The 24,267-nt window shown below is 68.5% G+C and carries 24 protein-coding genes and 1 pseudogene; 8 read left to right on the top strand and 17 right to left on the bottom strand.

Going from position 1 to position 24,267, the window contains the following annotated elements; translation table 11 throughout:
* Window positions 1-606: a YbaK/EbsC family protein gene (locus tag ABKW26_RS04025; RefSeq protein ID WP_348591153.1), complete on the top strand. Its 606-nt coding sequence runs from the start codon at window positions 1-3 to the stop codon at window positions 604-606.
* Window positions 603-1,244 (top strand): GNAT family N-acetyltransferase, encoded by a 642-nt coding sequence (locus tag ABKW26_RS04020; RefSeq protein WP_348591152.1) that lies wholly within the window; start codon window positions 603-605, stop codon window positions 1,242-1,244. Before ABKW26_RS04025 ends, ABKW26_RS04020 begins: the two co-directional genes overlap by 4 nt.
* Here the strand turns inward: ABKW26_RS04020 and ABKW26_RS04015 are convergent.
* Together ABKW26_RS04015 and ABKW26_RS04010 are read right to left on the bottom strand one after the other, a co-directional pair.
* A complete protein-coding gene (locus ABKW26_RS04015; RefSeq protein WP_348591151.1) occupies window positions 1,170-1,757 on the bottom strand; it encodes a TetR/AcrR family transcriptional regulator C-terminal domain-containing protein in 588 nt (195 codons plus the stop codon). The genes ABKW26_RS04020 and ABKW26_RS04015 overlap by 75 nt on opposite strands.
* 134 nt (window positions 1,758-1,891) lie before the next feature.
* Window positions 1,892-2,665, bottom strand: coding sequence for a TetR/AcrR family transcriptional regulator C-terminal domain-containing protein (locus tag ABKW26_RS04010; RefSeq protein WP_348591150.1), 774 nt, complete (start codon window positions 2,663-2,665; stop codon window positions 1,892-1,894).
* 228 nt (window positions 2,666-2,893) lie between these two features.
* Between ABKW26_RS04010 and ABKW26_RS04005 the strand changes: the two genes are divergently transcribed.
* The gene (locus ABKW26_RS04005; protein WP_348591149.1) at window positions 2,894-3,127 is read left to right on the top strand and encodes a hypothetical protein; all 234 of its coding nucleotides are present in this window, start codon (window positions 2,894-2,896) and stop codon (window positions 3,125-3,127) included.
* Window positions 3,128-3,153: 26 nt separating this feature from the next.
* Here the strand turns inward: ABKW26_RS04005 and ptsP are convergent, their stop codons facing one another.
* The 7 genes from ptsP to ABKW26_RS03970 all read right to left on the bottom strand — a co-directional run bounded on the left by ptsP (window position 3,154) and on the right by ABKW26_RS03970 (window position 10,782).
* Window positions 3,154-4,833 (bottom strand): phosphoenolpyruvate--protein phosphotransferase, encoded by a 1,680-nt coding sequence (ptsP, locus tag ABKW26_RS04000; protein WP_348591148.1) that lies wholly within the window; start codon window positions 4,831-4,833, stop codon window positions 3,154-3,156.
* An 11-nt stretch (window positions 4,834-4,844) separates the two neighbouring features.
* Complete coding sequence (locus ABKW26_RS03995) at window positions 4,845-5,105, bottom strand: HPr family phosphocarrier protein (protein WP_348591147.1); 261 nt, start codon at window positions 5,103-5,105, stop codon at window positions 4,845-4,847.
* Window positions 5,098-5,388 (bottom strand): PTS transporter subunit EIIB, encoded by a 291-nt coding sequence (locus tag ABKW26_RS03990; protein WP_348591146.1) that lies wholly within the window; start codon window positions 5,386-5,388, stop codon window positions 5,098-5,100. The genes ABKW26_RS03995 and ABKW26_RS03990 overlap by 8 nt, the downstream gene beginning before the upstream one ends.
* A complete protein-coding gene (locus tag ABKW26_RS03985; protein WP_348591145.1) occupies window positions 5,385-6,254 on the bottom strand; it encodes a PRD domain-containing protein in 870 nt (289 codons plus the stop codon). The genes ABKW26_RS03990 and ABKW26_RS03985 overlap by 4 nt, the downstream gene beginning before the upstream one ends.
* A gap of 76 nt (window positions 6,255-6,330) precedes the next feature.
* Window positions 6,331-7,755: a family 1 glycosylhydrolase gene (locus ABKW26_RS03980; RefSeq protein WP_348591144.1), complete on the bottom strand. Its 1,425-nt coding sequence runs from the start codon at window positions 7,753-7,755 to the stop codon at window positions 6,331-6,333.
* 87 nt (window positions 7,756-7,842) lie between these two features.
* Window positions 7,843-9,735: a beta-glucoside-specific PTS transporter subunit IIABC gene (locus ABKW26_RS03975; protein ID WP_348591143.1), complete on the bottom strand. Its 1,893-nt coding sequence runs from the start codon at window positions 9,733-9,735 to the stop codon at window positions 7,843-7,845.
* 195 nt (window positions 9,736-9,930) lie between these two features.
* On the bottom strand, window positions 9,931-10,782 hold the full coding sequence (locus ABKW26_RS03970) for an HAD hydrolase family protein (RefSeq protein ID WP_348591142.1): 852 nt from the start codon (window positions 10,780-10,782) through the stop codon (window positions 9,931-9,933).
* Between the two features lie 133 nt (window positions 10,783-10,915).
* On the opposite strand from ABKW26_RS03970, the gene ABKW26_RS03965 reads away from it, so the two are divergent.
* Window positions 10,916-12,511: an ABC-F family ATP-binding cassette domain-containing protein gene (locus ABKW26_RS03965; protein WP_348591141.1), complete on the top strand. Its 1,596-nt coding sequence runs from the start codon at window positions 10,916-10,918 to the stop codon at window positions 12,509-12,511.
* 34 nt (window positions 12,512-12,545) lie between these two features.
* Here ABKW26_RS03965 and ABKW26_RS03960 read toward each other — a convergent pair whose 3' ends face one another.
* The 3 genes from ABKW26_RS03960 to ABKW26_RS03950 form a co-directional block, all read right to left on the bottom strand.
* Entirely contained in the window at window positions 12,546-13,037 is a 492-nt protein-coding gene (locus ABKW26_RS03960) for a hypothetical protein (RefSeq protein WP_348591140.1), read from the bottom strand.
* Window positions 13,038-13,146: 109 nt separating this feature from the next.
* On the bottom strand, window positions 13,147-13,551 hold the full coding sequence (locus tag ABKW26_RS03955) for a hypothetical protein (protein ID WP_348591139.1): 405 nt from the start codon (window positions 13,549-13,551) through the stop codon (window positions 13,147-13,149).
* Between the two features lie 32 nt (window positions 13,552-13,583).
* Entirely contained in the window at window positions 13,584-13,886 is a 303-nt protein-coding gene (locus ABKW26_RS03950) for a hypothetical protein (RefSeq protein ID WP_348591138.1), read from the bottom strand.
* 176 nt (window positions 13,887-14,062) lie between these two features.
* Here ABKW26_RS03950 and nrdD point away from each other — a divergent pair, with 176 nt between their 5' ends.
* The 3 genes from nrdD to ABKW26_RS03935 are packed head-to-tail and all read left to right on the top strand — an operon-like array spanning window position 14,063 to window position 17,884.
* A complete protein-coding gene (gene nrdD, locus ABKW26_RS03945; protein WP_348591137.1) occupies window positions 14,063-16,294 on the top strand; it encodes an anaerobic ribonucleoside-triphosphate reductase in 2,232 nt (743 codons plus the stop codon).
* A 3-nt stretch (window positions 16,295-16,297) separates the two neighbouring features.
* A complete protein-coding gene (nrdG, locus tag ABKW26_RS03940; RefSeq protein WP_348591136.1) occupies window positions 16,298-16,885 on the top strand; it encodes an anaerobic ribonucleoside-triphosphate reductase activating protein in 588 nt (195 codons plus the stop codon).
* A 9-nt stretch (window positions 16,886-16,894) separates the two neighbouring features.
* The gene (locus ABKW26_RS03935) at window positions 16,895-17,884 is read left to right on the top strand and encodes a hypothetical protein (RefSeq protein WP_348591135.1); all 990 of its coding nucleotides are present in this window, start codon (window positions 16,895-16,897) and stop codon (window positions 17,882-17,884) included.
* A 40-nt stretch (window positions 17,885-17,924) separates the two neighbouring features.
* Here the strand turns inward: ABKW26_RS03935 and ABKW26_RS03930 are convergent, their stop codons facing one another.
* From ABKW26_RS03930 to ABKW26_RS03910, 5 genes and pseudogenes are all read right to left on the bottom strand, one after another.
* Window positions 17,925-18,368, bottom strand: coding sequence for a hypothetical protein (locus tag ABKW26_RS03930; RefSeq protein WP_348591134.1), 444 nt, complete (start codon window positions 18,366-18,368; stop codon window positions 17,925-17,927).
* A gap of 139 nt (window positions 18,369-18,507) precedes the next feature.
* Entirely contained in the window at window positions 18,508-20,238 is a 1,731-nt protein-coding gene (locus tag ABKW26_RS03925) for a BCCT family transporter (RefSeq protein WP_348591133.1), read from the bottom strand.
* A gap of 246 nt (window positions 20,239-20,484) precedes the next feature.
* Window positions 20,485-22,044: an NCS1 family nucleobase:cation symporter-1 gene (locus tag ABKW26_RS03920; RefSeq protein ID WP_348591132.1), complete on the bottom strand. Its 1,560-nt coding sequence runs from the start codon at window positions 22,042-22,044 to the stop codon at window positions 20,485-20,487.
* Window positions 22,045-22,206: 162 nt separating this feature from the next.
* Entirely contained in the window at window positions 22,207-22,569 is a 363-nt protein-coding gene (locus tag ABKW26_RS03915; protein ID WP_348591131.1) for a hypothetical protein, read from the bottom strand.
* 157 nt (window positions 22,570-22,726) lie between these two features.
* A pseudogene (locus ABKW26_RS03910) lies at window positions 22,727-23,111 on the bottom strand (TrmH family RNA methyltransferase); the annotation flags it as partial.
* Between the two features lie 114 nt (window positions 23,112-23,225).
* Here ABKW26_RS03910 and ABKW26_RS03905 point away from each other — a divergent pair.
* The gene (locus ABKW26_RS03905; RefSeq protein ID WP_348591129.1) at window positions 23,226-24,041 is read left to right on the top strand and encodes an abortive infection family protein; all 816 of its coding nucleotides are present in this window, start codon (window positions 23,226-23,228) and stop codon (window positions 24,039-24,041) included.
* The last annotated feature ends 226 nt before the right edge of the window (window positions 24,042-24,267 follow it).

Here is a 24,267-nt window from a genome sequence, read left to right as displayed (position 1 = left end):
ATGGCACAGCACCAGCCCGCTCCAGCAGACGCCCCGGCCGAGCCGGCCACGCCGACCGAGCCACCGCTCGGTACCCTCACGTGGCTCCGCGCCGTCGATCACCCCGAGCTCCTCGCGGGGCCGACGCACGCCGCGCTGCTGGAGTGGGCTCGCCACGACCCGTCGGTGGCGGCGGACGTGCGCGTCGCCGAGATCGACCCCGAGGTCTCCGACACCGCCGCGATGAGCGAGCGGTACGAGATCCCGATGGAGGCCTCGGTGAACTGTGTCCTCGTCGCAGGCAAGCGCGAAGGGGTCGAGCGCACGGCCGCCGCGGCGGTCCGCGCCTCGACGCGGGCGGACGTCAACGGCGCGATCAAGAAGCTGCTCGACGTGCGCAAGGCCTCCTTCGTGCCGACCGGGCGCGCGGTCGAGGAGTCCGGGATGGAGTACGGCGGCATCACGCCGATCGGGCTGCCCGTGGGATGGCTCGTCCTCCTCGACGCCGCTGCGGCCGACGGGTGGATCGTCATCGGTTCGGGCGTCCGCCGCTCGAAGATCGCGCTCCCCGGTGAGCTCCTCGCATCCTTCCCCGGGGTGCAGGTCGTCGAGGACCTCGCCCGATGATCACCACGCGCATCGCGACCGGTGCCGACGCGCCTGCGCTGGCGATGCTCGCCGCGCACACCTTCCCGCTCGCGTGCCCGCCAGGCACGAAACCGGAGGACATCGCCGAGTTCCTCGCCACCGTCCTGTCCCCGGGTGGCTTCGCCGCGTTCCTCACCGACCCGACCCACACGATCCTCCTCGCCGAGACGTCCGACGCGCCGGAACCCGGCGCCGGGCGGAGCGATGCCGTGCCGGTCGCGTACGCGATGCTCGTGACCGAGGAGATCACCGACCCGGAGGTCGCCGCGGTCGTCCCGGCCGGCGCGCCGCTGACGCTCAGCAAGTTCTACGCGCTGCCGGCCGAGCACGGCGGAGGGGTCGCGCGCGTGCTCATGGACGAGGTCGTCGCGCACGCCGTGGGCGCTGGCCACGACGCGCTGTGGCTCGGCGTGAACCAGCAGAACGTGCGCGCTCGTCGCTTCTACGAGAAGTCGGGCTTCGCGGTGGTCGGCACCAAGCACTTCACGGTGGGCTCCGAGGTGCACGACGACTTCGTCATGCTGCGCACCCTCGTGGTGCCGTCAGACGTGCCGGGCACGCAGCCCGTCGACGAAGACGCTCAGACCGAAGCCGAAGCGGGCGGTAGCACCGGCTAGCTCCTGCGGCGCCGGGGTGACGTTCTCTGCCTCTGCGGAGCCCGGCTCGCCGGGCACCGCCTCTGCACCGACCCACTGCTCGTCGGCGGTGTGGCCGAGGACGTAGTGCAGGAGCGTCAGCGCGGCGAGCTGCGCCTCGGCGGGCGTGAAGCCTGCGTCGGTGAGCACCCCGGCCATGAGGGTCATGGTGCTGCTGCGCCCGGTCCGCGGAGGATAGGCGGTCGCGACGAGCTGCGCTCCGTCGCGGTGGGCGAGCAGGGCCGCGCGCAGCCGGTGGGCGAGCTCGTTGATGCGGGTGTCCCAGTCCCCCATCGGCAGGCCGGCCTCGATGCCGTCGAGGATCTCGTCGGCGAGCGCCGTCAGGAGGGCCTGCTTGTTCGCGACGTGCCAGTAGAGGGCGCCGGCCTGGATCCCCAGCGACGTCGCGAGCCGGCGCATCGTCAGCGCAGCGAGCCCGTGCTCGTCGAGGAGCGCCAGGGCGCCGCGCAGGACGTCGTGCTGGGTGAGGGCCACCGGTGTCCTCTCCGTGGGCAGTCTCGTGGCGAGCACTGCGTGGGCGTGCGGGTTCGTGGGCAGGGCGCTGCCGGAGCGGTCCCGCTCGACGACGCCCGACCGTACCCCACCGGGAGACGAGGCTTGAACGTGGTTCAGCGAGCGGGCGGTGCATCCCGTCCCGCGAGCAGCGCACCCACGCCGTCGATGAGTCGTTCGAGGCCGAACGTGAGAGCGTGGTCGGGCGAGGTCGCGGCGTCGTAGGCCGCTCCGGTCGCGCTGCCGACGCGGCTGGAGACCGGGAGCTGCGACGCGTCGACGTGCTCGGCGAGGACGGGGCTCACACGCTCCCACCACTGGGCGTCGGACAGCCCGGAGACCGTCGCGGCGCGCAGGACGTCGGCCCGGGCGCGTGCCGCGCCGGCCACGTGCGTGAGGACGAGCGTGACGACGGCGTCCATCTCGACGTCGGTGAGACCGGTGCCGTCGAGGGGTCGCAGCTCCGTCTCGTAGGTGAGCAGGGTGCTGGGGCCGAGGACGGGGCGCGCGGAGCCGTGGTCGAGCAGCCAGGGGTGGGCGCCGAACAGCCGCCAGCGGGCGTCGGCCATCGCCCGCAGCGCGTCGGGCCAGGAACCGAGACGCGCGAGCGTGTCGACGTTCTCGTAGAGGCCGTCGAGGACGCGGTCGGCCATGAGGTCGACGAGGTCGCTGCGCGCCGGGACGTACGTGTAGAGAGACATCGCTGCGACCCCGAGATGGTCGGCGACCCGCCGCATGGAGACCGCAGCGAGACCGTCGGCGTCGGCGATGGTGACCGCCGCGGCCACGACGGTGGCGACGTCCAGGCCGGTCCGTCCGGGCCTCGGGCCCGCTCCCCAGAGGAGCGCGACCGATCTCGCGGGGTCACGGGGGGCGGTGTCACGCGGCATGGTCGACTTCCTGTCGATCTCGGAGGGCAGATCCGCCCGGACGGTCACGTACACCGTACGACCAGCTCGAGGCGTTCCGGGCCGAGGGCACCCTGCCTGAGAGGCAAACCCGTACACATCCCCCACGCCGACACCACCATGATCGTGACCAGACTGGTACCTTTGCGCCAAACGTCTGCAACACACGTATCAATGCGCGACACGCAACGCAGGGGCAAGGAGGGTTCCATGGCGAGGATTCAGATCACGGTGTGCGACAAGTGCAGCTCGCTCGAGCGCCTCGTCACCCAGTACGACGTCACGCACAACAACCGCACCGTGACGGTCGACCTCTGCAGCGAGCACGGTGCCCCGCTCGACGCGATCATGGGCCTCGTCCCCGACTTCTCGAAGTGGGAGGCGGCCGTGGAGACGAACGTCACCACGCTCGAGGACCACCGCCGGCGGCCGGACGGCAAGTAGCCCGGCCGCCTGTCCCGGTGCGGGACTCACGTGAGCGCCAGCACCTCGCGCACCTCGGGCTCGACGAGCGAGAGCGCAGCACGGTACGCGGCTGCTGCACTCCGCGCCGACCGTGCGGCAGCCGCCACGGCACGACAGGTCGTCATGGAGTGGGCCCCCAGCGCGAACCGCACAGAGGGGATCGCCGCCGGCGCCATCGACAGGGAGGTGATGCCCATGCCCGCGAGGACCAGGGCCATGACCGGGTCGGCTGCCGACTCGCCGCACACCCCGACGGGCTTGCCCGCATCGGTCCCTGCACGGGCCACCGTCGCGACGAGGTCGAGGACCGCCGGCTGCCACATGTCGAGGAGATCGAGCAGCTCGCCGCGGAGCCGGTCCGTGGCCATCGTGTACTGGGCGAGGTCGTTCGTCCCGATCGAGACGAAGTCGACCTCGGCGAGCACCTCGTGCGCGCGGAGAGCGACAGCGGGGACCTCGATCATCACGCCGACCCGGGCGATCCCGGCTCCACGTGCCAGCGCCGCGAAGTCACGGGCTTCGTCGGCCGTCGTGATCATCGGCGCCATGACCCAGGGGTCGCCGCCGGTGTCCACGGCCGCGCGGGCGATCGCCGCGAGCTGGGTCTGGAGCAGCTGCGGCGCCGTGCGGACCAGCCGGTAGCCACGGACACCGAGGGCAGGGTTCTCCTCCCCCGGCTGCGTGACGAAGGCGAGCGGCTTGTCCGCACCAGCGTCGAGCGTGCGGACGACGACCTTCCGGTCACCGAGTGCCGTCAGCGCGCGAGCGTAGACCGCTGACTGCTCGTCCTCGGTCGGCGCCGTCGTGGCGTCGAGGAAGAGCACCTCGGTGCGGAACAGCCCGACTCCCTGGACGCTCGCGCCCACGAGCCGCTCGGCGTCCTGAGCGGTACCGATATTGGCGAGCAGCTGGACGCCGTGCCCGTCGGACGTCGCGCCGTCCGCGGTGTTCTCCGCGAGCGAGGCGAGCGAGGCGCGTCGTGCGTCCACAGCCGAACGGACCGCGCTGTCGGGCGCGACCGTGATGATGCCGCGCGCGGCATCCACCGCGACGTCCTCGCCGTCGACGAGAGAGGCTGCGGCGGTCGCCCGCACGATGCACGGCAGCCCGAGCTGCCCAGCGATGATCGCCGTGTGGCCGGTCGGTCCGCCCTGCTCGATGACGATCGCGAGCACCTTCGTGAGGTCGAGCGCCGCAGTGTCCGCGGGCGAGAGGTCTTCGGCCACGACGACCGAGGGCCGCTCGAGGGCGGGGACTCCCGGCTCTGGCAGGCCCTCCAGGAGGGCCACCACCCTGTCCCGGACGGAGAGGAGATCGGTGGCACGATCGGCCATGTATCCCCCTGCCGCGCGGAACATCTCGACGAACTGGTCCACCACCTGATGCACGGCGACGGACGGTGCCGTGCATTCCTGGACCCGGGAGACCACCTGCCGGCACATCGTGCGGTCGCGTGCCATCGCCGCGGTCGCACCGAGCACCGTACCGAGCGTTCCGGTCGCGACGTCCGCACGCGCCTGGAGCGTGCTCGCCACCTCGGCGAACGCCGCCTCGACCCGTTCGACTGCCGCAGGAAGGTCGTCGGGCACGGGGAGGTCCACCGGAAGGTGAGGCGCCGGGTGGGCTCGCGCCACCGGACCGGTGACCGCACCCCGACCGACCCCGACGCCGACGATCTCTCGCATCCCTGCCGCCCTCAGCTCGCGTCGAGGTCGGTGTCGAGCAGCTCGACGAGACCGTCGAGGACGGACTCGTCCTCGCTCGCGAGGACGACCTCGTCGCCGTTCTTCACACCCATGCCCATGACGGACAAGATGCTCGACGCATCGACGGGCGTCGCGCCGGGTCGCGCGATCGTCACGTCCGCCCCGCATGCGGACACCGCCTGCGTGAACAGCATCGCGGGGCGTGCGTGAAGCCCGACTCGTGCCGCGACAGCGACTGTTCGCTCAGCCATGGTGATCCTCCTGGTGTTCGTTGATGAGAGTGATGAGCTCGTCGTAGGTCTCGAGCAGCCCTGCGCGCAGGGCGACCTGGTACTGGCCCTGCTGGTCGACGGCGATCGCGACCTCAGGGAGTGCTGTGACGGTCGCGTGGTCCACGGCCGCCCGGTCCTTGAGGACGAAGCGCAACCGTGCCCAGCAGTGGGTCAGCGCCTGGACGTTCTCTCCGCCGCCCACGGCCGCGAGCAGGGACGCAGCGGTGCTCGCTGCGCCGCCGCGCACGGCACCGTCCGTCACGGCACCGACCCGTCGTCACGACGTGGGGCACCCACGTCGACGAGCCGGCTCACGTGGAGCGCGAGGTAGAGGAGCTCGTCCGTGGTGATCGACCAGTCGAACTCCTCCCCCAGCAACGTCCCGATGCGCCCCGCGGTGACGTACTCTCGCGGCCGCGCTCCGCGCAGCGCCTCGTGCAGGGCATCAGCGGTGCCGCTGAGCTTGTGGCCGCGCTGCTCACGCAGGAAGAGGTAGCGCAGGTGCGTGACGAACCGAGCGACCTCGACCGAGCCCTCGTCGATCTGCAGCCCGTACTCCCCGCTGATGTGCGCGAGGATCCGGCGCAGCACCTTGGTCATCTGGACGGTCGTGCTGAGGTCGGGTGCGCCCAGCTGCGCATTGACCAGGTGCAGCGCGAGCGGCACGGTCTCGACGGTCGCGAGACGAACCCCTCGTTCACGCTCGATAAGGTCCAGTGCCTCCCCTGCCACGGCCACCTCGGCCGGGTACAGGTGCTGGACTTCCCACCGGAGCGGGTACTCGATCTCTTCCGCGCCCTGCGCGGCACGCCTCAGGGCGAAGCTGATGTGGTCGGCCAGCGGTACGAGGACGTGCTCGGTGACGTTGGCACCGAGACGTTCCCGCGCGAGGTCGACGACGCGCTCGGTGAGCTCGATGTCCGCGAGCGGGATCTCGTCGATGAAGGCTGCGATGCGGTCGGCGTTCGCGGCCGAGCTCGGGACGAACCGCCGCTCGATGCGGTCGGCGTCGACCTCGTCGCCCGGCGTCGCCTGGAAGCCGAGCCCGCGGCCGAGCAGCACCCGCTCGCACCCGCGCTCGTCCATGCCCAGGACGACGTTGTTGTTGAAGACCTTGACGACCTTCACCTGCTTCTCCTCTCCGTGTGCCGAGAAGAGCGGGGGCAGGCGACGCACGGGGTGTGTCGCCTGCCCGGCGCCCGTCCTACGAGGTCAGGCTCGCGCCGTTGGTCCGGATGACGTCGGCGTACCATGCGAACGACGTCTTGCGGTAGCGCTCGAGCGTCCCGGAACCGTCGTCGTTGCGGTCGACGTAGATGAACCCGTACCGCTTGGACAGCTGCGCTGTCGACGCGGACACGATGTCGATCGGGCCCCACGAGGTGTACCCGAGCACGTCGACGCCGTCCTTGATCGCCTCGCCCACCTGCACGAGGTGATCGTTGAGGTACGAGATCCGGTAGTCGTCCACGACCGTGAGCGTCCCGTCGACCTCGACGAGCTCGTCCTTGGCGCCCAGCCCGTTCTCGACGATGAAGAGCGGCTTGCCCCATCGGTCCCAGAACTGGTTGAGGACGATGCGCAGGCCGACGGGGTCGATCTGCCAGCCCCACTCGCTCCCGGGGAGGTGCGGGTTCGGGACGCCGCCCATGATGTTGCCCTCGCCACGGACCTTCTTGGCCGGGTCGCCCGTCTCGCACAGGCTCATGTAGTAGCTGAAGGACACGAAGTCGACGGTGTGGGAGAGGATCTCGCGGTCCTCGTCGGTGATGTCGAGCTCGATGCCGTTCTCCCGGAAGTAGCGCAGGGCGTACCCGGGGTAGACGCCGCGCACGTGCACGTCGGAGAACATGAGATTCATGTGGTCTGCCTCCATGACGGCGAGCGCGTCTGCGGGGTCAGGGGTGAGCGGGTACATCGGCATCGCGATGATCATGCACCCGACCGTGATGTCCGGGTAGAGCTCGTGAGCGATCTTGGTGACGAGCGCTGACGCGACGAGCTCGTGGTGGACGGCCTGGTGCAGGTCTTGTGGTGTGAGCTGGTCGACGGGTGTGCTGATCCCACCGGACATGAAGGGGGCGTGGAGCACCGAGTTGATCTCGTTGAACGTCAGCCAGTACCGCACCTTCGACGCGTACCGATCGAACAGGACGCGCACGTACTTCTCGTAGAAGCCGATGAGGTCGCGCGAGACCCATCCGTCGTACGTCTCGGAGAGGTGGAGCGGTGTCTCGTAGTGGGAGATCGTCACCATCGGCTCGATGCCGTGCTTGGCGCACTCGTCGAAGACGCGGTCGTAGAAGGCGAGCCCTTCCTCGTTCGGTTCCTCTTCGTCGCCCCGAGGGAAGATCCTGGACCACGCGATGGACAGGCGGAACACCGAGAAGCCCATCTCGGCGAAGAGCGCGATGTCGTCCGCGTAGCGGTGGTAGAAGTCGATGGCGTCGAGCTTGAGGTTGTCGGGCGTGGGCCTGTCGGAGCGGGGTCCGACGATGCCGCGAGGCATGACGTCCTGGATGGAGAGGCCCTTGCCTCCTTGGTCGTAGGCGCCTTCTGCCTGGTTGGCGGCGATGGCGCCGCCCCAGAGGAATCCGTCGGGGAACGGCGTGGTCGTGTGGTCGTGCATGGGTGGTCCTTCTTCCGGGAGCTTCGGTGGCCTCGGTCGGGTCCTGCGGGCCGGGGAGAGGCGCTGGCTCTCTCCCCGGCTCGGGGCTCAGCTGACGATCTCGAGCAGCTGCTCGTTCGGACGGACCTCTCCGTCGGTGACGGGGACGACTGCGGTGTAGCGTGCCGCGTTCGTCACGAGCATGACGGTGACGGGGTCGTAGCCGGCGGCGACGATCGCGTCGATGTCGAAGGTCACGAGGAGGTCGCCGCTGCGGACCGTGTCGCCCTGGCGCACGGCGGGGACGAAGCCCACGCCGTCGAGCTCGACGGTGTTGAGGCCGACGTGCACGAGCACCTCGAGCCCGTCGTCGGCGCGGATGCCGAACGCGTGCGGCATGACGGTGAGCAGCGTCCCGGAGATGGGTGCGAACGCCTTGCCCTCGCTCGGGATGACGGCGAGCCCTGTGCCCAGAGCGCCGGACGAGAACACCTTGTCGTTCACGGCGGAGAGCGGGATGACCTGGCCTGCCACGGGTGCGGCGACCGAGAGCGCCTGGCTCCCGTCCTCGCGTCGCGCGTCCGCTGTGCCGGGGGCGACCTTCGTGGCGCCCGGCTCAGGGATGTCGGTGAAGCCGAGCACGAGCGTGAGGACGAACGCGATGACCATCGCGAGGCCGGTCCCGACGAGCTGGAGCGTGAAGTTGCCGACGTTGAGGGTGGAGGTCAGGGTGATCGCGCCCGGCAGGACGAAGCCCTCGGCTGCGGAACCGCCGGCCGCGGCGATCGCCCCACCGACGGCACCTCCGATGCACGCGTAGATGAAGGGCTTCTTCAGGCGGAGCGTCACTCCGTAGATCGCCGGTTCGGTCACACCAGCCAGGAAGGCGGAGATGCTCGCTGGTCCCGCGACGCCCTTGAGCTCGCGGTTGCGGGTCTTGATGAGGACGGCCGCGGCGGCGCCTGCCTGGGCGAGGACCGCGGCGAACAGCGGACCGGAGATGAGGGAGTATCCCTGGGTGGCGAGGTCCTGGACCATGACAGGGACGAAGCCCCAGTGGACTCCGAAGATGACGAAGACCTGCCAGAACGCGCCCATGAGCGCGCCGCCGACGGCGGGCGAGAGTCCCCAGAACCAGTTGACGCCGTCGGAGAGCCCGGTCCCGACCCAGTCGGCGACCGGACCGATGGCCAGGAACGTCAGGGGGACGATGATCACGAGGACGAGCATCGGCGTGACGAAGTTGCGGATCGCGTCCGGCAGCACACGGTCGAGCAGGCGTTCGAGGTGTCCCTGCGCGTAGATCGCGAGGATCGTCGGGATCACCGCGGACAGGTAGCTGACCATGATCACGGGGATGCTGAGGAACGTCAGCTGCTCGCCGCCGGCGGCGAAGGCCTGCAGCGTGACGCTCGCGCCCTCGGCGTTCGGGATGACAGCGACCGTCGCCGAGTAGATGAGCGCGCTCGCGATCGCGAGCGCCGTGTACACGTTCGCCCTGAACTTCTTCGCCGCGGTGACCGCCAGCAGGATGGGCAGGAACTGGAAGATCGCGTCGCCCGCGGTGAAGAGGATCGCATAGGTCGGGCTCGCGGTGACCTCGGGAACGACGTTCGCCCAGACGGCCAGGAGGGCCTTGAGCAGACCGGACGCGGCCAGCACCCACAGGAAGGGCGTGAAGATCGACGTGATGAGGTCGATCGCCTTGGCCAGGATCCCGCTCGAGGAGGGCCCTTCGGCGGAGAGGTCGCCGCTCGCGGTGAGCGCCTCGTACACCTTGCCGACGTTGTTGCCCACGACGACCTGGAACTGGCCGCCGGACTCCACGACGGTGATGACCCCCTGGGTGGCCTCGACAGCGGCCTTGTCCACCTTGGCGCGGTCGGCCAGCTGGAATCGAAGCCTCGTGGCGCAGTGCGTCACAGACCTCACGTTCTCGGTTCCTCCGACGGCCCGCAGGACTTCTGCAGCTGTCGTCTCGTGCTTGCTCGCGGTTGCCACGATTCCTCCTTGAATACGCGTGTCCGTCGAGTGGGTCCTGCCTCGGGCAACAAAAAAGACCCAAGCCACGATCCGTCGCGATTCTTCGTCGCGTCGGTTCGAGCTCGGGTCTTGCCTGCTGCGCAGTAACAATCCCAGACGTAGGGGCTGCTCCTTGAGCAACCACCGCCAAGTTACTGCGAAGGTCCGGCACCGTCAAGCATCGGGTGCGTCCTGCCCGTCGACCAGGCCGAGCTCTGCGAAGGCTGCCACGAGCCCTTCGGCCTGCGGCCCGCGGGCCACCCTGTCGGCCACGGCGAGAACACGCTGGTCAGCCCCCTCGATCGCCACACCGATCCCTGCGTAGGCGAGCATCTCGATGTCGTTGAGCCCGTCGCCGAAGGCGATCGTCCGCTCGCGCGGGATGCCGAGCTGCTCGATCGCGATCGCGATCCCGACGGCCTTGTCGACGTCCGAGAGGTAGATCTCGCCGGCGGAGTCGCCCATGTCGGGGATGGAGCTCGGGAGCACCGCCGTCGGGCCACCGATCTCGTCGCGGAGCAGCTCCGCGCTGATGCGCGAGTCGAACACGGTGATCTTGCCGAAGGAGACGCCGCTGAGGTCGTCGGACATCGTCAGCCGGTCGAGGATGTCCCGCGGTCCTTCGTGGTGCTCGGGCCCGGGGCCCAGGTGGTGGGTGAGGAGCGCGGTCAGCCGCACGTCGAGGCCGAGCGGCCCGTAGAGGGAGTCGGGAGCCTCGAGGAGGTAGGCGGCGTCGTGACGTGTGAGGACCTCGACCGAGCGGGCGGCGAGCTCCGGCGAGAACCGCAGGTCGCTGTGGACCACGCCGCCGATCTCGACGTAGCCTCCGGCGGCAGCGACGATCCCGTCGAATCCCGCGGCCAGGAGCCGTGGCGGGAGCATGGAGAGCGGGCGCCCCGTGCACAGGAGCACCTTGTGCCCGTTGGCTCGGGCCGCGCGCACCGCCGCGACGTGGGCGTCGGGAACGGCACCGTGGTGCGCATAGGTGCCGTCGACGTCCAGGAATACTGCTCGCTGACCAGTCATCGGGCCAGTGTGCCCCGCGCCGACCGGACCGAGCCAATCGGTGCGTCGCGCGGTCCGGTCTTTGTAGACTCGACGGTAGCCAGTCGCCGGACACACCTCCGAGACGCGATCCCCCTCGAGAGGTCCCCCAGCAATGAGCCTGATCCGGCTGCACGACGTCCATGTGCGCTACGACAACGCCCAGATCCTGCGTGAGGCGTTCTTCCGCCTGGAGCCGGGCGACCGGGTGGGACTCATCGGCAAGAACGGCTCGGGCAAGACGACGCTGCTCAAGCTCGTCCTCGGCCAGGTGGAGCCTGACTCGGGGACGGTGACGCTCGACCAGGGCATGAAGGTCGGCTACTTCTCGCAGTTCTCCGAGCTCGACGGCGAGGCGACGATCACCGAGGTGCTCGACGCGCTCTTCGTCGAGATCAAGGCCATCGAGGCGGAGCTCGCGGCGATCGACGCGTCCATCGCCGCCGACTCCTCGGACGGCAAGGCTCTCGACGCGCTCGTCCACCGTCAGTCCGAGCTCTTCGAGGACATGGAGCGCCTCGATGGCTGGGACTATCACCGCCGCATCGACACCGCACTGACGACGCTCGGGTTCGACGAGGCCCACCGCACGTGCTCGATCGACGAGCTCTCCGGAGGTTGGCGCAACCGTGCCGCCCTCGCGAAGATCATGCTCGAGGCCCCGGACGTGCTCCTTCTCGACGAGCCGACCAACTACCTCGACGTCGCCGGCGTCGAGTGGCTCGAGGCGTGGTTCCGCGACTTCCGCGGCGCGGCGATCATCGTCTCGCACGACCGCAAGTTCCTCGACGCCGTCATCACGCGCACCGTGGAGGTCGAGAACTTCCACCTGCACGAGTACCCAGGGAACTTCGGCGAGTACGTCACGCAGAAGCAGTTCCGGCTCAAGACGCTCGAGGCGCAGTTCGTCCACGAGTCCGAGCTCCTCGCGTTCGAGGCCGAGGGCATCGCCGACCGTCGCGAGGCCGCCAAGGCGGCGAGCAAGGGGCTCGGCAACCAGCTCGCGAAGATCAAGAAGTCGCGCGCCCCGCGCCCGGTCGACCAGATCATCACGGAGATCTACGGCGGGCTGCACGTCAAGGACGTCCTCTGCCGGGTGGACGGGCTGAGCAAGGCGTACGGCGAGAAGGTCCTCTTCGAGGACCTGAGCTTCGAGATCCGCCGCGGCAACCGCATCGTCGTGCTCGGCGCGAACGGCAGCGGCAAGACGACCCTCCTGCGCGTCCTCACGGGCGAGGAGCAGGCCGACTCCGGCGAGGCGGCCTGGACCAAGGGCACGTCGACGATCTCGTACAACCAGGTGGTCGACGAGCTCGACGACACCGACACCGTGAGCCACGCCGTCAACGCTATGCCGGACAGCCTCGCGCTCACGGCGACGCGCAAGTCCGTCAACCGCTTCCTCGCGATGTTCCAGTTCTCCGACGCCGACCTCAAGCAGAAGATCGGCAACCTCTCCGGTGGTCAGCGGGCCCGCGTCGCGATGGCGCAGTGCCTGCTCTCCGGGGCGTCGGTCCTCCTGCTCGACGAGCCGACCAACCACCTCGACCTCTCGAGCACCCAGGTCATGGAGCGTGCGCTCGTCCACTTCCCCGGCGCTGTCGTGGTCGTCAGCCACGACCGCTTCTTCACGGAGAAGATCGCCAACCGCCACCTCGTCTTCGGCACCGCCGGGGCGGGGCCGGGCGAGATCGAGGTCCGCGGCGCATAGTCGCCTGCGACCCCGCCCACCTGCTCGCTCTCCGCTACATGCCGGCGTGCTCGACGCGCACGACCGGCGGCTCAGCACCGTCGTAGTCGTCGGGGATCTCGATGACCGACGTGGTCGGCACGAAGTCCATGGTGCAGGGGCCGGCGTCGTCAGCGGCCACGGTCACGACGATCTCGTCCCCGTCGACGGTCACGGCGGTGGGGATCGCGGGGCACGTCGAGCTGCCGGTCGTGAAGACGTGGATGGTTCCGTCGTCCGGCATGACGACCGCGCCCGTCTCCTCGGCGCCAGCCTCGCCCTCCGGCAGTCCTGCGTACTGCTCGAGGATCTCGACCTCGGAACCGGTGCCGACCGACGAGTCCGGGGCCGTCTCGGAGGAGGTCGCCGTCGGTTCGGTCACCGGGTCGTCGGAGTCCTGCGTCCGGTTGACCAGGAAAACCACGACAGCGATGACGAGCACCGCGACGATGACGAGCACGGTCCAGAGGGTCCTGCGAGGCTGCGACTCCTGCGGGTGAGCGTCCATGCGTTCACCGTAGACCCGCTCGGGCGTCGTGTCCTGGTATAGGCCGTTCTGCTCCCCCGACGTCGCGACGACCGGTCGGGCCGTCGAGCCTCCCCCGGCCGCCCGGGGCTCAGGCGTACTCGACCGTGACCGTCGGGACGACGTCGGAGTCCTTGAACTCGTCGGGGAGCTCGACGACGGATGTCGTCGGGCCGTAGTCGGCCGTGCACGGCCCGTCGGAGTCGGAGTCCACGGTGATAACGATGTCGCCGTCGATGATCACGAGGTCGATCGGGACGGCCGGGCAGGACGAGCTGCCCATGGTTGTCACGTGGATCGTCCCCTCGTCCACCAGGACGAGGGCGGTGGGCTCCTGCCCCTCCCCTACGCGAGGCGGTCCGCCGCGGTACTGCTCGATGACGAGGTCGTCACGCGTCAGGAGGTAGACCCAGAGGCCAACGGCTGCGAACACGACGATAACAAGGGCGACGGCGACGATCTTGCGGCGGCCGAAGCCCGTGCGCGCGGTGTTCATGCAGGCCACCGTAGCGCTGAGAGACGTCGGCGTCAGCCGTTCTCCGGGCCGGTCGTGCTGGTCGACGGCTGGGCGCGGCGCTGGCCGAGGTGATAGCCGCCGGCTGCACTGAGGAGGAGTGCGCCGAGAACGAGAACGACGAGCGCGGCGCTGCCGGACCTGCTCAGGGCGACGATGTCGTCGGAGAAGTTCACCTCGGTGGTTGCCGAGTACGTGAACCATCCGAAGCTCACCGCCCCGAACCCGGAGCCGACGAACCATGCCCCGCCGGCGATGACGAGGACAGCTCCGGAGACGACGAGGGCGGACAGCGGGCGGGACCGGATCAGACGCATGACGTGATCATGCCACGACGGGGTGACGCTGCGTCGGCCCTCGCGGCAGCCACGTCGGGACCAAGGGCCCATCCGTCATGAACCACAAGATCTAGGCTCGAATAGACGTCCACTACACATGATCTTGTGTCCAGGGGATGTCACACCGGAGATCACGAACAGGGAGCGAGACGCAGTTGACCGTCGTCGAGGACAACCGAACAGGCCGCGTGGCCACGCAGGCGCACGGCACCATGCCGACGATCGTCAAGCGGGACGGTCGTGTGGCCGAGTTCGATGCGTCGCGCGTGGAGCATGCGCTCCTGGCGGCATTCGCTGCCGTCCGCGACGAGCCGCGCCCGCTCGTCCGACCGATCGTCGAGGGCCTGACGCAGGAGGTCGGCGCAGAGATCGCGCGACGCTTCCCGGAGACCGTGCAGATCTACGAGGTCCAGAACGTCGTCGAGCACGTCCTCATGGAGAGCCGTCACTACGACGTGGCCGAGGCCTACATCAGCTACCGCGTGCAGCGAGACATCGCCCGGAACCGGTCGACGGACGTCAACCACTCCATCGGTGAGCTCATGAGCAAGGCGAGCGCGGTGGTCAACGAGAACGCCAACAAGGACAGTGACGTCTTCAACACCCAGCGCGACCTCACGGCCGGCGCGGTCGGCAAGGCCATCGGTCTGACGATGCTCCCGGCGCACGTCGCGAACGCCCACCAGAAGGGCGAGCTGCACTATCACGACCTCGACTACCACCCCTACTCCCCCATGACGAACTGCTGCCTCATCGACTTCAAGTCGATGCTCAGCAAGGGATTCCGCATCGGCAACGCAGAGGTGGAGCCGCCGCGGTCGATCCAGACGGCGACGGCGCAGATCACGCAGATCATCGCCAACGTGTCGTCGAGCCAGTACGGCGGGTGCACGGTCAACCGGATCGACGAGCTCCTCGCTCCCTACGCCGCGAACAACCTCGCCAAGCACCTGGCCGATGCCGAGGAGTGGGTGAGCGAGCCTGAGCGGCGCGAGGAGTATGCCAGGGCCAAGACGCGCAAGGACATCCACGACGCGATGCAGTCGCTGGAGTACGAGATCAACACGCTCTTCACGTCGAACGGGCAGACGCCGTTCACGTCGCTCGGCTTCGGTCTCGGCCTCGGATGGTTCGAGCGCGAGATCCAGCAGGCGATCCTCGACATCCGGATCGAAGGTCTCGGCGGTGAGCACCGCACGGCGATCTTCCCGAAGCTCATCTTCACGCTGCGCCGCGGCGTGAACCTCGAGCCGGGCGACCCGAACTACGACATCAAGCAGAGCGCGCTCGAGTGCTCTACCAAGCGCATGTACCCGGACGTGCTCAGCTACGACAAGATCGTCGAGCTCACCGGGAGCTTCAAGGCGCCGATGGGCTGCCGCTCGTTCCTCCAGGGCTGGGAGGACGAGAACGGCGAGGATCTCGTCGAGGGGCGCATGAACCTCGGTGTCGTCACGCTCAACCTGCCGCGCATCGCGCTGGAGACCCGCGGCGACAAGGACGCGTTCTGGGCGCTGCTGTCCGAGCGCCTCGACACGGTCCGCGACGCGTTGCTGTTCCGCATCGAGCGCTGCACCGAGGCGACGCCGGGCAACGCACCGATCCTCTACCGCTACGGCGCGTTCGGGCGTCGTCTCGACCCGGAGGACTCGGTGGACCAGCTCTTCCGCGACGGTCGCGCCACGGTCTCCCTCGGCTACATCGGCCTCTACGAGGCTGCGGCCGCGTTCTTCGGTGGCGCCTGGGAGGACGACCCGGAGGCGAAGGAGTTCACGCTCGACATCCTCCGGACGCTCTCGGGCCGGACCCACGCGTGGACGGCCGAGTACTCGTACCAGTTCTCCGTGTACTCGACACCGAGCGAGAGCCTCACCGACCGTTTCTGCCGGCTCGACAAGGCCAAGTTCGGTGCCGTCGCGGACATCACCGACAAGGACTACTACACGAACAGCTTCCACTACGACGTGCGCAAGAACCCCACGCCGTTCGAGAAGCTCGACTTCGAGAAGGACTACGCACCGCTCACCTCGGGTGGGTTTATCCACTACTGCGAGTACCCGATCCTCCAGCACAACCCCAAGGCCCTCGAGGCCGTGTGGGACTACGCCTACGACCGGGTCGGCTATCTCGGTACGAACACGCCGATCGACCACTGCTACGCGTGCGGCTTCTCGGGCGACTTCTCCCCGACCGCCCGCGGCTTCAAGTGCCCCGAGTGCGGCAACGAGGACCCGCGCACGTGCGACGTCGTCAAGCGCACGTGCGGCTATCTCGGCAACCCGCAGGCCCGCCCGATGGTGCACGGTCGGCACACGGAGATCGCGTCGCGCGTGAAGCACCTGGTCGACGGCGGGGCCGCCTCCCAGGCAGACGGTCAGGCGGGCTGAGCCGTGCGGCAGCCGCAGGCGGACTGGCTGTCGGAGAAGGTGAGCCAGGACCATGTCGCCGACTACAAGCCCTTCGTGTTCGTCGACGGCGAGGGCGTGCGCTGCAGCCTCTACGTCAGCGGGTGCCTCTTCGCGTGCGAGGGGTGCTTCAACGAGGCGGCGTGGAGCTTCCGCTACGGCCAGCCGTACACGCCGGAGCTCGAGGAGCGGATCGTCGCCGACCTCGGCCACGAGTCGGTGCAGGGCCTCAGCCTGCTCGGCGGCGAACCGTTCCTCAACACGAGCGTCTGCCTGCGGGTGATCGCCCGCATGAAGGCGGAGCACGGCTCGACGAAGGACGTCTGGGCGTGGAGCGGGTTCACGTTCGAGCAGCTGCTGGGGGGCAGCCCGGACAAGGTCGCGCTTCTGGGGGAGCTCGACGTGCTCGTCGACGGGCCCTTCACGCTCGCCGAGCGCGACCTCACGCTCCCGTTCCGCGGGAGCAGGAATCAGCGGGTGCTCGACGTGCGGGCGTCGCTGCACGCGGGCGAGGCGGTGCACTGGATGTCGCAGCGCACCATCAGCGACGAGCGGTTTGTCCGGATCGACTAGTTTGATCCCATGACTTCTCGGGGGCGCACCACGAACCATCACGTACGGACCGCCCTCTCGCGCTTCGGGTTGACGACGGCCGTTGCTCTGCTCGTCGGCGTGGTCCCGGCCGTGATCGCCGCGGTCGGGACCCGCAGGTACGTCATCTGGTCGCTCATGTGGAATGGCTTCCCCGACGGCGGGCAGGAGCGACACGCCGCTCTCGTCCTCGTCGGCGTGGGGATCGGGCTGGGGCTCGTCCTGCAGCTCGGGACCGTGATCATCGCGGCGCGGGTCAACCGCGACGCTGTCTACGCACCTGCACCGTCGGCCGTCGGTGCAGCGCTGGGGGCATCGGGGATCCTCACGACGATCGTCCTCGCCGCGACAGGGTCGACGTACACGGTGGCCGTCGCAGGGGCTCTCACCGTTCTCTTTTTCCTGGCCGTCGCGGTGCTCGTGGCAACGGCGGGCGCCGCGGTCGGACCACCGGCACCCGTCTCCGACCAGGCCACCAGCCCGTCCGCCCCGGGTGCTCAGAGATCACCCGTGACGATCGCGATCACCCGGTTCGGGCTGACGACCTCGACGGCGATGCTGGTCGGTGCCCTTCCCGCTCTGGTCGTCGCGCTGGCCGCATGCAGGTACACGGACCTGACGTGGGGGTGGTGGGAGGACGACCTCTTCCACGACGAGGTCTGGGGCGAGGCTGTGCGCCTCGGCGGCCCCGCGATCGTCGTCGGCCTGGTCCTGGCGCTGGTGCTGGTGCTCCTCGCTGCTCGGATCAACCGCGCCGTCGTCCCCGTTCCGGTCACGTCAGCCCTCTGCGGTGTCGTGGCGGCGTCCGGACTCTTCGCGACGATGATCCTCGCGGCGACCGGATCACGGCACACGACCGACGTCGGAGCGTCGACGGCGTACTTCCTGGTGTGTGCCGTCGCTCTCGTCACAGTGGCTGCGAGCCGACGCGTGCCCGACGTGCAGGAGCCCGCCTGTCCTCAGACCTCCGCGGGACGGTAGCGCTGGACGGTGTGCCGTGGGGCGTCACGTCGAGCCGACGTCACGCGACGGGCTTCAGCGTCAGGGCCACACCCCTCGCGTCCGAGACCACCAGGACGATCGTCTCTCCGACGACGACTCCGCTGATGACGGTCCCGTCCCACGCGACGGCCAGCCCGGCCTGCGGTTCCCCGTCGATGACGAGTGCCGCGGACTCTGCCCGGACCTCGGCCGTCCTCGCCTTCCGGACGGCCGCCGCCATGGCGTCCTTGGACGCGCCCTCGCTCAGCGCACGCTCGAGCGCGGCACCGACCAGCGCGTCGGTCACGGCGCCGGCAAGAGTGTGCGCGGTATCCGACGCGAGCGCGGACGTGATCGTCCGCGTCTCGGCACCGGACGTCGCCACCCACGTCCGACGGCTCTCGGGCGCAGGGCTCTCGCTGTCCGTCATCCATGTGTCCTCGACGAGGAGCAGAGCCTCGCCGTGGTGCTCGACGCTGGACACGACGCGCACTGTCTCGGTCGATGACGAGGGCATGGAACCCCGTTTCCTCAGGAGTCGGCAGACGAGCGAGCAGGCTCAAGGTTCTCACGACCGCCGACGTGATCACAGCGTCCTGACGTCACCCTCGATGTCCGCTGTCCTACCGGTCGACGTCCGGCTCCGTCGTGTCGTTGCCCTTGTCCGGGGCGTGGTCGACGGACAGCCGGAAGTTGTCGCCGTGCTGCTCGACGCCCTGCACGACGGCGTCGCGGACCATGTCGATCGCCACCTCTCGACGCACGATCAAGGGGTCGGTCCGGAGGTCCTTCCAGAGCGCGAAGGTGATGAGCAGCATGACGAGGACGAACGGCAGCGACGCTACGACGGTGAGGTTCTGCAGACCCGTCAGGGCTTCGGCCCCGCCACCGCCGATGGCGAGCATGATCGCTGCGACGGCGCCCATGAGCACGCCCCAGACGACCACGACGCGGGTTCGCGGCTCGATCGCTCCGCGTTGGGACAGGGTGCCCATGACGATGGACGCGGAGTCGGCTCCGGTGACGAAGAAGATGGCGATGAGCGCGATGACGAGCACGGTGCTGATGCTCGCGAGCGGGAAGTTGGACAGCAGCTGGAACAGCGCTGAGTTGGAGTCCACGGCTCCGTCGATGGTCATGTCGCCGCTGGTCTGCTGCTGGCGGATGGCGGACCCGCCGAGGATCGAGAACCAGACGAGCGCGACGAGCGTCGGCGCGAGGAGCACGCCGGTGACGAACTCCCGGATGGTGCGCCCGCGGCTGATCCGCGCGATGAACATGCCGACGAACGGTGTCCAGGAGATCCACCACGCCCAGTAGAAGATCGTCCAGCTGGACAACCACGCGGACACCTCTTCGCCCCCCGTGGCGGAGGTCCGCGAGGCCATGTCCGTCATGTCACCGAGGTAGGAGCCGATCGTCGTGGGGATGAGGTTGAGGATGAAGAGGGTGGGCCCGACGACGAAGACGAAGACGGCGAGCACCAGCGCGAGGACCATGTTGGTGTTCGAGAGCCACTGGATGCCGCGCGCGATCCCGGAGACGGCGGAGGCCACGAACGCGACGGTGAGGACGGCGATGATCCCGATGAGCAGGGGCGTCCCGAGGTCGTCCGCCCAGCCGCTGAACTCGATCCCGGCACCGATCTGCGTAGCACCGATGCCCAGGGAGGCTGCGGAGCCGAAGAGCGTAGCGAAGATCGCGAGCATGTCGATGATCCTGCCGACCTTGCCCTCGCTCTTGTTCCCGAGGACGGGCCACAGCACCGAGGAGAACAGCTGTCTGCGCCCCCTGCGGAACGTGCCGTAGCCGATGGCGAGCCCCACGACCGCATAGACCGCCCAGGGGTGCAGACCCCAGTGGAACATCGACGTCGCCAGCGCGGTCCGCACGGCGGCCTCGGACTCCGCTGCGGTCGTCCCGGGTGGCGGGTCGATGAAGAAGCTCAGCGGTTCGGCGACGCCGAAGAACATGAGGCCGATGCCCATGCCGGCGCTGAACATCATCGAGATCCATGACACGGTGCGGAACTCGGGCACCTCGTCGTCTGCCCCCAATCTGATCCGCCCGTACTTGCTGGCGGCGATCCACAGGACGAAGACGACGAAGAAGCTCGCGGAGAGCACGAACAGCCAGCCGGCCTTGTCGATGACCCAGCTCTCAGCGGTCGCGGAGACGGATCCGAGGTTCTCCGTGCTGATGAGACCCCACGCGACGAAAGCCAGCGCGAGGGCCGCTGTCACGCCGAAGACCCAGCGGTCCAGGCCGGAGCTCTCCGGCTGGTGGACCTTCGTCGACCCGGCGTTGCGGGCTTCGAGCAGGCGATGGCCGGAGTGGTCCACATGATCGGACAACGACCGCGTCGTCGGGGGCTTCAAGGTCTTCCGTCCCCCCGCGGGTCGGTTCGACCCGGGCGATGTCTTCTTGTCGGGTGTCGACATGTGCAGTGGTTCTCCCACGAGTCTTCGCGGGGTCGAGACCTCGCATCCTGCGGAGCAATGGACGATCGTCCACGCTATCCCACAGTCCGGAGGTGCGCCCCGTGACGGCTCAGGTCACGGGCGTCGCCGCGGACGTCGGCGGCGACGCCCAGCCGCAGCTCACTGCGCGTCGGCGGGGACGACCACCGGGCGGCTGCGCATCGCGAGGAGGTAGACCACGGCGCCGAGGAGCGCCCCGAGCACCCAGGCGAAGCCGCTGAGCTCTTGGAGCGCCGGCACCCAGACCGCGCTGACGGAGAAGATCGCGGCGAGCGCGAACGCTCCGACGGCCCGGACGTTCCACCCACGCGTGAAGTAGTACGCACCGTCGGGGGATGCCGAGTAGAGGTCGGAGACCGCGAGCTTCTGCTTCCGCAGGATGTAGTAGTCGACGACCATGATCCCGTAGAGCGGCGCGAGGACGGCGCCGAGGGTGTCGACGAACGTCGGGAGCCCGATGGTGCTGATGACCGAGACCCACAGTGCCCCGATGACGAAGGCGACGATGGCGGTGATGTAGCCGCCCTGCTTGAAGCTGATCCGCTGCGGCGCGAGGTTCGACAGGTCGAACGCGGGCGGGATGAAGTTCGCGACGAGGTTGATGCCGATCGTGGCGACGAGGAACGTGACGGCGGCGAGGACGGTGAGCGGGACGCTGCCGGTGAGCCCGACGATCTCGGCCGGGTTGGTCAGTGGTTCGCCCGTCCCGTCCTGGTAGACGATGTACGCGCCCGCGGTGATGAACAGGGACAGGAACGTGAAGAACGCGAGACTCACGGGGAGTCCGAGGAGGTTGCCGCGGCGCATCGCACCCTGGCTGCGGGAGAACCGTGCGAAGTCGCCGAAGTTGATGATGACGGCCGAGAAGTAGGCGATCATCGTGCCGATGACGCCGACGAACGCGGAGATGGCAGCGCCGCCCGTCACTGTGTCGTTCGTGAAGATCGAGCCGACGGCGGGCAGCAGCTCGTCGCCGGCCTGCACCCAGACCGCTCCGAGCAGCAGGAGCATGACGACGTAGACCGCAGGGCCCGCAAAGTTGAGGAACGCCGTGATGGAGTCCATCCCCTTGAGGAACAGACTGATCTGGATGATGGAGACGATGACGTAGGAGACCCAGTCCACGGCGTTCATGCCGAGGAACGTGCCGCCGCCGGGGGTGCCGAGGATCGCGTTGAGAGCGAGCGCGACGGCGGTCGACGCGAAGTAGGTCTGCGCGCCGTACCAGAAGATCGCGACGATGCCCCGCACGAGGGCTGGCAGCTGCGCTCCGCGCACGCCCATGCTCGAGCGCGCCATGACGGGGTAGGGGATGCCGTACTTCACGCTCGGTCGTCCGGTGAGGTTGACGAGCCCCATGACGATCGCGCCGGCCGCGACGATCGCGAGGAACACCCACCAGCCGCTGATCCCTGCCGTGATGAACAGGCTCGCCGCGAGCGTGTACCCGGCGAGGCTCTGCACGTCGTTGGTCCACACGTTGAAGATCTCGAAGGAGCCCCACCGCCGCTTCGACTCCGGCAGCGGCGCAAGATCCTCGTTGTGCAGGGAGGCGTGCGGGTCGCTGAGGATGAACCCGCCTGTTGCTGCGGCCACCCGCTCGGCGAGGTCCGGTGTCGACGAGGTGTCGGGCGTGGCCGTCGGCGCTGCGGCAGCGTCGGTGTCCTTCTGGATGGTCATGAACGCTCCTGGAGATGGCAGTTCTCGGGAGATATCGGCAGCGGCTCGCTGTCCCGATGACGCTATCCAGGTGCGTTATGTCCCGGGTTTCGGCCGGGTGAAGATTTGTTTCGGTGCGGGGTCGCGGGGAGAAGACCACAGCCTCCGACGCCACAGCCCGAGCTACTCGATGTAGAACCCGCCCTCGCCGCGGGAAACACGCAGGTGACCGCTCACAGGCAGGTCGATCTCGACGCAACCGATGACAGCCTCTGCGAGGAGGCACACAACCGCCGGCCCGGCGGGCACGTTGATCCGAAAACGTCCGTTGGGCTCCACCTCCACTAGGACAGCGCCGAAGTCGTCGGCAAGCGCGTCGAGGTCGAGTGTCGGGTAGAAGTCACTGAACACGGGCCCTTCGTCTGGAGCCGCGTCATCTGGCCAGACGTCGCGCACCTTCACACCGGGAATGACGAGGAACGTGCCATCGTCGGCGCGGTAATCGGGTCGGCCAGTGTCACTCACTCCAACGTACGTGCCCGTCACTCCTCCAGCCTGGGGGTTGGGCGTCGACGTATGCGTAGATGATCCCGGCAATGACAGCGACGACGATGAGTCCGCCCACAGCGCCCCGGGTGCGCACCCTGATCGGCATGGTCCCCCATTCCAGGCGGGGCGCGCTGTGCACTCTGACTAGCGCAGGCTAGCGCGTCGCGTAGAACACCACAGCCACCGACGCCGCCACGTTCAACGAGCCCACTCCCCCGGCCATCGGGATCTTCACCACAGCATCCACCGCGGCGAGCGTCGCGTCCCCGAGCCCGTGCCCCTCGGTCCCGAACACGAACGCGACCTTCTCGTTTCCCTGTTCGACGAACTCGTCCAGCGTCACTGAATCGTCGCTCAATGCCAACGCCGCCACCGTGAACCCCTCCGCCTGCAGCTCCGCAACGCCGCCCGGCCAGCTCTCGATCCGCGTCCACGGCACCTGGAACACCGTCCCCATCGACACCCGAACGCTCCGCCGGTACAGCGGGTCCGAGCACCGCATCCACCCCGAGCGCCACAGCCCCACGAAAAATCGCTCCACCGATGTCGGCTTTGGACTACAAGATTCCACGGCGGGCCTCCCCACTTGGCATGTAACAGAGCCCTCCAATCAGTCCCAGGACATGACTCGCTAGATCTGTCATCCTTGCCGTATGGCGGAACCTGTGAGTGCAGATATCGGAGCGACGTTCGGACAGTTCTTCTTTCGTGGAGATGGGCCGTCACACTCGACGCTCACCGGCGTTATCCATGAGGGTGGCTACGGAGACGACGATCCGTTCGATCCGGCAACGAAAACGCCAAGCAAGCAGCAGAGGGTGCTCACCGTCTTCAGGTCTTCTCTGCGACACCCCTCGGGTGCTCACAAGCTAGTGACAGCTATGCTCAGCGCGCTCCGGGTAGGTGACCATTTCACGCCTGGGTCATCCGTGTACTCACCAGAGCTGGTGAGTAGGCTCAGGCGAGCGTTCGCTATGCAAGGTTGGGACCTATCGTCAGATGGGCACCTAGCCCGACTTGGAGACATCGACCTAGACACCGGTGGTCGGGAGGCGCTCGAGGAGCAACTCGCGCGGATCCAAAGGAACGTTGAAGACCCAGCAGCACTCCTCGGCGCAGCCAAGGACCTCATCGAATCGATCTCGAAATTTGTCCTCGAGGAAACTCACATGCTGCCTGAGCGGAAGATGGACTTTCCGGAAGCCCTGCACCTGGCAATGGACCAACTGGGGATGGTCCCCCGGGCAGTCGATTCGTCGGTGCCTGGTGGCAAGGCTGTGCGCGCGGTCTACCAATCGGCACAGACAATAGCTCTCCAGGTTAACGAACTGCGCAACGCGCAGGGAACTGGTCATGGCAGAACACTCCCCACAGGGGTAACCGCGGAGACTGCACGCTTCGTGATTCGAGAGGCCGCTATCATCGCTGAACTGCTCCTATCATCGCTTGATCGACAGACGCGAGCCTGAACAACCCTGCCCAATGCGCGGATACCTAGGAGACAGGCTCCGTTATCCCCTCGGTGCGTCGTCACGCCCCGCCATCCCGCAAGCGTTCGAGCAGGGAACTGCTCGTCGGGTTGCGCTTGCATTGACTCCCAAACGCTCTGGGAGCGGCCTGGACGAGCCTTCGCGTTTCGAACGTCGGCGTGAGCCTCGCAACACCCCGGGGCAAGCAACGTTTAATTTGTTGCCA

It is taken from the genome of Sanguibacter sp. 25GB23B1, from assembly GCF_040012415.1.
In the GTDB taxonomy this organism is placed as follows: Bacteria; Actinomycetota; Actinomycetes; order Actinomycetales; family Cellulomonadaceae; genus Sanguibacter.
The sequence above is the reverse complement of the archived record's forward strand: the minus strand, read 5'-3'. Positions and strand labels throughout refer to the sequence as shown.